6 protein-coding genes are annotated in these 9431 nt (G+C 50.6%); 1 reads left to right on the forward strand and 5 read right to left on the reverse strand.

Annotated features, from left to right (window positions below):
* Positions 1 to 470: 470 nt before the first annotated feature.
* From VZT47_RS07940 to VZT47_RS07960, 5 genes are all read right to left on the reverse strand, one after another.
* Positions 471 to 1919 carry a TrkH family potassium uptake protein gene (locus tag VZT47_RS07940; protein ID WP_330224437.1) on the reverse strand — a complete coding sequence of 483 codons (1449 nt, stop codon included), beginning with the start codon at positions 1917 to 1919 and terminating at the stop codon, positions 471 to 473.
* A gap of 718 nt (positions 1920 to 2637) precedes the next feature.
* Positions 2638 to 4086 carry a TrkH family potassium uptake protein gene (locus VZT47_RS07945; RefSeq protein WP_330224438.1) on the reverse strand — a complete coding sequence of 483 codons (1449 nt, stop codon included), beginning with the start codon at positions 4084 to 4086 and terminating at the stop codon, positions 2638 to 2640.
* 1 nt (position 4087) lies between these two features.
* A complete protein-coding gene (gene trkA, locus VZT47_RS07950; RefSeq protein WP_330224439.1) occupies positions 4088 to 5440 on the reverse strand; it encodes a Trk system potassium transporter TrkA in 1353 nt (450 codons plus the stop codon).
* A 406-nt stretch (positions 5441 to 5846) separates the two neighbouring features.
* Entirely contained in the window at positions 5847 to 6179 is a 333-nt protein-coding gene (locus VZT47_RS07955; RefSeq protein WP_330224440.1) for a hypothetical protein, read from the reverse strand.
* A gap of 292 nt (positions 6180 to 6471) precedes the next feature.
* Positions 6472 to 6903, reverse strand: a complete 432-nt coding sequence (locus tag VZT47_RS07960; protein ID WP_330224441.1) for a flavin reductase family protein — start codon at positions 6901 to 6903, stop codon at positions 6472 to 6474.
* Positions 6904 to 7549: 646 nt separating this feature from the next.
* On the opposite strand from VZT47_RS07960, the gene VZT47_RS07965 reads away from it, so the two are divergent.
* Complete coding sequence (locus VZT47_RS07965; protein ID WP_330224442.1) at positions 7550 to 9274, forward strand: ABC transporter ATP-binding protein/permease; 1725 nt, start codon at positions 7550 to 7552, stop codon at positions 9272 to 9274.
* Positions 9275 to 9431 lie beyond the last annotated feature (157 nt).

Raw genomic sequence — 9431 nt, forward strand, 5'->3', positions numbered from 1 at the left:
TCAGGGTCCCTTTAGTGCGCCCAAAAACAGAGCATTTACCCATTAAGGATAGGTCGGATAGATTAGAAGGCTAATTTTCATCTAATAAACCTAAAAATCCACAATATTAGATTTTTGATGTCCTTATTTTGTTGCCATTACGAACTTCGGGGAGGCTGTGAGGGGAGCCTTTTCGCGTTTGGATAGAGACAATTGGATCAAGATTGTTTCTTCGATTCGTCTCGTATGCGTCTTGCAATTGTCAGGACTCATGAGGCACCGTTTCAATCGGAATTGCCTCAAAAGTTTCGCGGAAAGGCTTCCCCGCCGGGGAAGCTGGCTGCGAAGCAGACTGATAGGGCAGGAATGGGTGATTTCCGAAATTTTACCTGGTATCTTACATCTTAGACTTTTCCCCTGCGAAAAAAGAAAATAAAAGAGGCCGCCTTATAAATCCAGCGGCCTCATACACTGATAACTGATAACTTATTTCACCATCCGCTTTTCCTCCAGAAAGATGGTATAAACACAGCCAGCAGCGTAATGGATTCAAGTCTTCCGAAGAGCATGGAGAGGCAGGCGATGATTTTGCTGAAGGGCGGCAGGGCTGCGTAAGTGTACGTGGCTCCGAACTGTCCGAAGGCGGGGCCTGCATTGCTCATGGTGGTGAAGGCAAGGCCCAGTCCGTCGGTGAATGCGATTCCGTCAATCATGAAGCAGAAGGCCCAGAGGAAGGAGAGACTCATGTAGATGAAGAAGAAGGAAAGGACGGAGAGTACCGTTTCCTGACTGAAATTTTCCCGTCCCACATGGACCCGGGAGACTGCCCTTGGATGGATGTGTCTCGTGAGGAGGGAGCGGAAGGATTTTATGAGAAGGATGAGGCGGATCACTTTGAGTCCCCCTGAAGTGGAGCCTCCGCAGCCGCCGATGATGATGAGGGTCATGAGGATCAGTTTTGCCGCCGAAGGCCAGAGGTCAAAGTCCGCTGCCACAAAGCCGGTGGTGGAAGAAAGGGAGGCCGCATGAAAGAGCGTTTCCCGCAGGGCCCATTCTATTTCCATATTTCCCTGGGTGACGAGGGAAAAAGTCATGAGAAGGGTGCCGCCAAGGACAAGGGAGAGATATACGCGGAATTCCGTATCCTTCCAGATGATGCGGGGGCCCCGTTTCCAGGCTTCCACGTAGATGCCGAAGTTGGCTGACGAAATAATCATGAAGAAAATGAGAATGAGTTCCAGCGCAGGGCTGTGATAAAAGGCGATGGATTCATTTTTGGTGGAAAAACCGCCGGTGGCGATGGTGGACATGCTGTGATTCAGAGCTTCCAGGGGGCTCATGCCCCAGAAAAGAAGGATTACTGTGCAGGTGGCAGTAAAAACAGCATAAACAATAAAAAGGGAGCGGGCGGTTTCCCTGATTTTCGGAAGGGTCTTCGATACGGTGGGGCCCGTACTTTCCGCATTCACCATGCGGGTGCTTCCCCGGCCGGCTTGAGGAAACAAAGCAACGAAAATGACGATGATTCCGATGCCTCCCAGCCAGTGGGAAAGGGACCTGAAGAATAGAAGGGACGGCGGAAAGAGAGTGAGGTCCTCAATGACGGTAGCTCCCGTCCCCGTAATGCCCGAAACCGTTTCCACCAGCCCGTCCAGGGGAGAAAGGGTACCGCTCAGGACGAAAGGAAGCGAATATAAAATGGAAACCGAAAGCCAGGCCAGGGCGGTGATAGCAGTCCCTTCCCGCGGGGTGAGGCTCGTATTCGGAGAAATTTCCTTTTTATGAAGAAGGAAATAAAGAAGTATGGAAAGGGCAATGGGGATGAGAAAAGAAATCACGGGACCCCAGTACCAGAGAGAAAGGGCAAGGGGCAGCAATAGTACAAGTCCCGCCCCCAGAATCAGGCGGGACAGCATGGTCTGAATGACAAGACGATTCATGAGCCCTCCTTTGAAATGTTTCTACAAATGATATCTATTTATTTCGATGATGGTTCTATTGTACCATATTTGGGATGGAACAAAAATGAGTCATTGGGGCGGATTTGGGAATTGGGATTTCGGAATTCGGGAAGGTGGGCGCCTTTGAAATCATAGGGGCGCCCATTTGTATTGGGAATTTTAAGGGGAGAAACTTTTGAATCGGGAATGATCGGGCATCTCGGGAATGGTCGGGGATGTCGGGAAGGATATGGTTCGCAAAGCGGACCAATCTTTTATAGTCGGCTTCGCCGGCGGCCGATGGCTCTCAATCTCGACTTGTGCGATGACCGTCGAAAGTGCAGTTCCCCCTCACCCGCTTCGCGGGAGCTCCTCTCTCGAGGGGAGCCTTCTCGCTTTTGGATAGAGACAATCGGCATGGGATTATTTCGTCAGTCAGTCTCATTTGTGCCGTCTGTCATAGATGAACGCACCCGCCTTCGCTTCGCTCCAGCACCCTCTCAACACCTTAAAGGGTGGTGATCGATTGTCAATTGATCCATTACCCTCATTTATGCCTTGATTGTGAAGTGAAGTCCTCTTTCATCAGCTGCCAGTCAAATAAAAAGGCTGCCCTATGAATCCGGCGGCCACATCCCTGAAATCCGAAATCCCAAGTCCGAAATCCGGGAAGCACTATGTTGCTCATCATAAGTAAAGCAGGAGTGACTCAGGACACTCACCACCCGCTTTTCCTCCAGAAGCCCGGAATGAATACCGCTAGCAGCGTAATGGATTCGAGTCTTCCGAAGAGCATGGAACAGCAGGCGATGATTTTGCTGAAAGGCGGCAGGGCCTGATAGGTGGCGGTGGGCCCGAATTGTCCGAAGGCGGGACCGGCATTGCTCATGGTGGCGAAGGCAAGTCCGATGGAATCGATGAAGTCCTGGCCATCCATCATGAAGCAGGCGGCCCAGAGGGCGGAGAGGGACATGTAGATGAAGAAGAAGGCCAGAGTCTGGAGGACTGTATTTAAAGAAAATTGTTCCCTTTTTACTGTCATATGGACTACGGCCCTTGGATGGAGATGGAGCTTCAGAAGGGCAGAAAAGCATTTGAAGAGGAGGATGATACGGATGACTTTGAGTCCTCCCGCTGTGGATCCTCCGCAGCCGCCTACCATGAAGAGGAGAAGAATCACATATTTCGCCAGCGCCGGCCATTGATCATAGTCTTCGGCAAAGAAACAGGTGGTGGAGGAGGACGAAACAGCATGGAAAAAAGCTTCCCGGATGGAAGTCAGTATATCCATATGTCCCTGGAAAATGCAGGCAAAAGCGATGAGCAGGGCACCGGCTGCGGTGAGGGCTAGGTATACCCTGAATTCCGTATCTTTCAAGATGACTTTCGGTCCCCGTTTCCAGGCTTCCACGTAAATGCCGTAGTTGGCGGCCGATAGGACCATGAAAAAAATGAGGATGATTTCCAGTGTTCCGCTTTTGAAATAGGCGATGCTTTCTCCCTGGATGGAGTAGCCTCCCGTACTGATGACGGACATGCCGTAATTGATGGCGTCCAGGGTATTCATTCCCCAGATCCATAGGACGGCTATGGCAATGAGAGTGAGGAAAAAGTATACCGTGAAAAGAGACCGGGCCGTATCTTTGATTCGCGGAAGGGCTTTCGACGAACTGACGCCCGTACTTTCGAGATTCACCATACGGGTCATGGACCGTCCGGCCTGGGGAAAAAGGGCGACGAAAATGACAATGATGCCGAGTCCTCCCAGCCATTCGGTGAGACTTCGGAAGAAAAGGAAGGATACCGGCATGTACTCCAGATGCTCGATGACGGTCGCTCCCGTGCCGGTGAGGCCGGAAATGCTTTCCACAAAGCTGTCCAGCGGGGACAGATAGCCGCTCAGCAGATAGGGGAGCGTATAGAGCAGGGATACGGAGAGCCAGGAAAGGACGGTGATGGCCGTACTTTCGCGGGGCGTGAGGCCTGCATTGAGCGGTGCTTTATTTCTATTCAGGAAATAGTAAAGCCCCACGGAAATGAGAAGGGGCAGCAGGAAGGCGATGATGGACCCGCCAAAAATCAGGGACAGTGCCAGAGGGATGAGAAGCACGAGGCCCGCATAGAGGAGAAGCCGGGCCAGCATGCCTTCGATGATGAACCGGTTCATATTATTTCCTTCCTTTGAAATAGGAAATCACGTCCTGGGCTTTGTCTGCCTGGACGATGAGGATGACGTTATCTCCTGCCTGCAATACGGAAAGGCCGCCGGGGATCTGGACCTGTCCATTTCGCACAAAGGCGCCGATGAGGCAGGCTTTCGGGATATTCGCCTTCATGAGGGGTTTACCCTCGATGGGAGAGCCCGGAGGAAGAATCATTTCCATGGCCTGGACTTTGGCTCCGTCCAGGAGGGAAACGGAAACGACGGATCCGCTCCGTACGAAGGAAAGGACTTCGGCAGCCGCCAGGATTCGGGTGGAAAGGACGATATCGATTCCCACCTGACGCATGAGGGAAATATATTCCGTCCGCGTCACCCGGACAATGGTCTGCTTTGCGCCTAAATGTTTTGCCACGAGAGCCATGAGAAGATTCTGCTTTTCATCCCGGGTGGTACAAATCACCGTATCTGCTTCCGAAACCCCTTCGGAAGTGAGCATATCGATATCCGTCCCGTCTCCGTGTAGGACGAGGCCTTTTTTCAGTTTCAGGCTCATGGCTTTGCAGTTGTCTTCATTATTATCGATGACTTTGACGGAAATCCCCTGGGATTCCAGCATGGGCGCCAGGGCCTGTCCGGTCCGTCCGGCCCCGATGATAAGGGCCCGGAGAGTTTTCCGCTGTTCCTGGGCATTTCCCTGATGACGGGCAGCCATTTCCTTCAGGGATTCCGGACTCCCGATGACGTAGACGTTATCCAGCGGCAGCAGCTGATCGGTGCCATGGGGAATGATCATATGATGGTCCCGCATGATGAGGGCAATCAGGACAGACCTCGGCAGTTTGATATCCTTCAGCATTTTATGGCAGAAAGGAGATTTTGGGTCCACTTTGGCCTCTACCAGACGCACCCTTCCTTCTGCGAAATCTTCGATATTTAAAGCCGAAGGGGTCATGACGAGCCGTGAAATTTCACGAGCCGTAATGAGCTCCGGACTCAGAATGAGGTCGATACTGAAATTTCCTTCGATATACTCCGCCGGCTCTGCCAGGAACTTCGGGTCCCGGATGCGGGCAATGGTATGGGCGAAACCGTTTTTCTTCGCCAGGATGCAGGCAATGATATTCACTTCATCCAGATCCGTCACTGAGACCAATAAATCTGATCCGGCCACGTCGGGACTTCTCATGAAAGAAGGACTCGTCCCGTCGGCCTGGATGGTCAGTACATCCATATCATCCCGGATCATATCCAATTTGTCTCCGTCCGTATCCACCACTATGACTTCATAGTTTTCATTGGACAAAAGCTCCGAAATCATGCGGCCCGTATCTCCGGCACCAATGACCACAATGCGCATGGGAAATCCTCCTTTTAATAATTATTACTATTATATTGTAGCATGAGAATGTGTGAGAGGGGATAAACTTTTTGTTTGTAAGGAAGACGGCTGTCTCCGGGAACTTTTGAATCGGGGGCCGGGAGTATCGGGCGTCTCGGGAGACTCGGGAAGGTGGGCGCCTTGAAGTTATGAAGGTGCCTCTTTTTTATAGGGGATTTGGGGGATAAACTTTTCATTCGGAAGGAAGACTGGAATCTTTGGAAACCTTTGTGTCGGGGATGATCGGGAATCTCGGGAATAATCGGGGTTGTCGGGAAGGTGGGCGCCTTGAAGTCGTGGAAGCGCCTCTTTTACAGGGGGATTTCAGCATGAGATGGACCACATAAAAACCACAGGAGAATTTCTCCTGTGGTTTTTGTATGGTTCAGAATATACCAGATACTCCTTTGGCATCGTTCAGTTCATTTAAAATTTTCTGTCTGAACTGTTCATCATGAACTTGAGAAGCTCTCTGCCCGAGGGTTTGAAGGAGCTTGGGACTTTTTGTTTTGAGCAGGATTTCATCGAAAACTTCGCTGAGATAGTATAGTTCTTCATCGGTGATTTCATCCCGGATGAATTTCATGGAAAGGGAAATATCTTTGGTAAATTGTTTCACCATCGTCTCCCACTGCCAGAGAGGGTCGCCGCCCCGCAGCTGGCTATTTACCGATATCCGTGCCTGAATGACCTGATGAAAGTCATCGTATGAGTTCATGGATTATCACCTGTTTAACTTGGAATATTTTGGGATGGGCTTGAAGGATTTTCATATAAAAGGGGCGCCCATATAATTTCAAGGCGCCACACCTTCACGGTCCACGGACCACGGACCACGAACATCGAATCTGCCTCTAATCGAAGGAGCTCAGAAGGATGGCAGAATGATTTCTAAAAAATATGCGGCGCCCATGAATTTGCGCCGCACCTTCACGGACCACGGTCCACGGAACACGGACCACGATCATCGAATCTGCCTCTAATTGAAGGAGCTCAGAAGGATGGCAGAGTTATTTCTTGATAAAAACTCTTCCTTCTCTCCATGCTTTGCCTACGGATTCTTCGACTACGAGATAGTCTCCGTTGACTGCATCGAGGGAGATGGGGCGGAGTTTTTTTGGGTCCGGTTTTCCATTGGTGAGGATGGATTCGTCGGCGAGGATGTTTTCTATGGTACCTACGACATGGAAATCTTCTCCTTCGGGGATGAGTTTTTCCACTTTGCACTCGAAGGTGAGGGGATATTCTTCGATGACCGGTGCATTGACGAATGCACTCTTTACGGTGTGGAAGCCGGCTTTTTCGATTTTTCCTTCCACTTTGTTCGCGCTGACCGTGCCGAAGTAGTCGGATTCCGCCATAGTTTCTACGGTAGCCATGGAAATAGTGAAGGCTCCTGTTTCTCTGATATTGTCCATGGTTTTGTGATGATGGTCCAGCATGATTCCGATTTTGTTCGTATCGTAAATGCCGGCCTAGGCAGCCACCATGGCATCCGGTTTTCCTTCTTTGTCATAAGTCCCGATGACGACACAGGGCTGGGGGTAAATCCAGGACTGGGGCTTGAATGATTTTTTCATAGACTTGTGCTCCTTTCAGGGGAAAAAGGTATGTAAAATTAGCTGTTAGCCGTTAGTTGTCAGCCGTTAGCAGTGAAATAATCGAATTGGGGATTGCGGGGCGGTGCGGCGCATAAAAATTGGAAAGCACCGCAGTTTTTGAATTTTGCCTTCGGCGTGCATTTTCGACTTGTATGGTTACTGCCGAAAAGTGCAGTTCATCCCCTCACCGGCTTCGCGGGAGCTCTCCGGGGATGAGTTTACCTTTTAGCTCATTTTCGGCTTGTATGAGAGTACAGCCCCCCAGTCGCCTTCGGCGACAGCCCCCCGAACTTCGGGGGGCCTTACCGCGATTGGATAGTGACAATCAGCACGAGACTGTTTTGTCAGTCAGCCTTATGTGTGTCGGCTGCGAATGAACAACGAAGAACGATTCCTCTATTTCCATTATATCATCCCCAATCGGGTCTCCTCGTGGTATACTAAAAAATATTTCCAATAATAATCATTTCTCTGCAAGGAGCTTTTTATGACGACATATGGCAAGTGGAACCGGGGGACTATGAAAGCGCTGCTTTCGCTTATTGCCCGGTACTGGAAGAGCAGCGAGAAGCGGTCGGCCTGGGCGTACCTTCTGGGGATCATCGTCCTTACGATTGCGGCGGTGTACATGACTCTGCTTTTGAATGACTGGTTCAATGAGTTTTATTCGGCCCTCCAGAATTATGATGCCGATGCGGTATACCATGGGCTGATCAAATTTACGGGGCTCGCCTTTGCCCATATCGCTTTTGCGGTGTATGCCTACTATCTCCAGCAGAAGCTCGCCCTCCGCTGGCGGAGATGGATGACGGAGGAATATCTTTCCCGCTGGACGGAACACCAGATGTTTTACCGCATGGAAATGTTCTCCGGCGGCCTTTCGGATAACCCGGACCAGCGAATTTCCGAGGATATCAATCTCTTTACAGCCCGGACCCTTTCCTTCATGAGCGGGCTGCTCCGCGCGATTACCACGATTTTCTGCTTCATCTTTGTCCTCTGGTCCCTTTCGGAGCCCCTTTCTTTTGAAATCGGTGGAAATACTTATCACATTTACGGCTATCTCGTGTGGACGGCGCTGGCCTATTCCATTCTGGGCACCTGGATTACCCATAAGGTGGGGCACAAACTGGTGGGACTCAATTTCATCCAGCAGAAGATGGAAGCTGATTTCCGTTATGCCATGGTGCGGCTCCGCGAAACGGCAGAAACCGTGGCTTTCTATAATGGGGCTCCCCAGGAAAAGAAAATCCTGGGCACCCGTTTCCAGAAGCTTGTGGTGAATACGGTGTATATCATCAAAAAGCAGAAGCAGCTTTCCTGGCTCACCAATTCCTATGCCCAGATCGCCATTATATTTCCATTCGTCGTGGCGGCGCCCCGCTATCTTTCGAAGTCCATATCCCTGGGCGGGCTCATGCAGGTGGCCAACTGTTTCGGCAAAGTCCAGGAATCTATGTCTTACTTCGTAGATGTTTACTCATCCCTGGCCGAATGGATGTCCTGCGTGGAACGACTTCTCACTTTTGATGACCATATGAAACAGATCCTCGGCGACACGGAAAAGCAGAAAGGCCTCCTGACGCGAAAAGAAGAAGGAAATACTTTGACCCTTTCCCACGTGGAAGTGGATTTGCCCCATGGAAATACGCTGCTCCCCGACCTTTCCTGTGAAATCGGAAGCGGTGAAAAAGTCATCCTCAAAGGCCCCTCGGGCTCCGGCAAATCCACCATTCTCCGCGTCCTTGCAGGCCTGTGGCCTTATGCGAAGGGCCATCTGGACCTGCCTCAAAGGAAGGATACCCTTTTCATTCCCCAGCGCCCCTATATGCCCATCGGTACTCTGAAAGAAGCGGCTCTTTACCCTGGTCATGAAGGAAAGGAGGAAGAAATCATCTCCCTCATGAAAGAATGCGGCCTTGCCCAGTGGGCGGACCATCTGGACGAAGAAGGAGACTGGAGCCATATCCTCTCTCTTGGCGAACAGCAGAAACTGGCTTTCGTCCGTATCTTCCTGAATCGTCCGAAATGGGTCTTCCTCGATGAAGCTACTTCTGCCATGGATGAAGAAACGGAAACGAAGCTCTACTCCCTCCTGATTTCCATGCCCGGAATCACCGTGGTCAGCGTAGGCCACCGGTCCACGCTGGATCGATTCCATGAAAGGAAACTGGTCATTGATGGGGGAAGTTTGAGGTCGGAAAAGATTTAAAAAGTCAGCTGTTAGCCGTTAGCCGTTAGCAGTTAGCAGCAATATCATTAACTTAAGAAAATCATGAAATAGTTCAAGTACGCGTCGAAAGATGCGTGCTTTTTTTGTGCAAAAAATTTAAAAAAATCCGACAAAATCTGAAAAAAGTACTTGACAA

It is taken from the genome of Dialister sp. (assembly GCF_036343215.1).
GTDB lineage: Bacteria > Bacillota > Negativicutes > Veillonellales > Dialisteraceae > Dialister.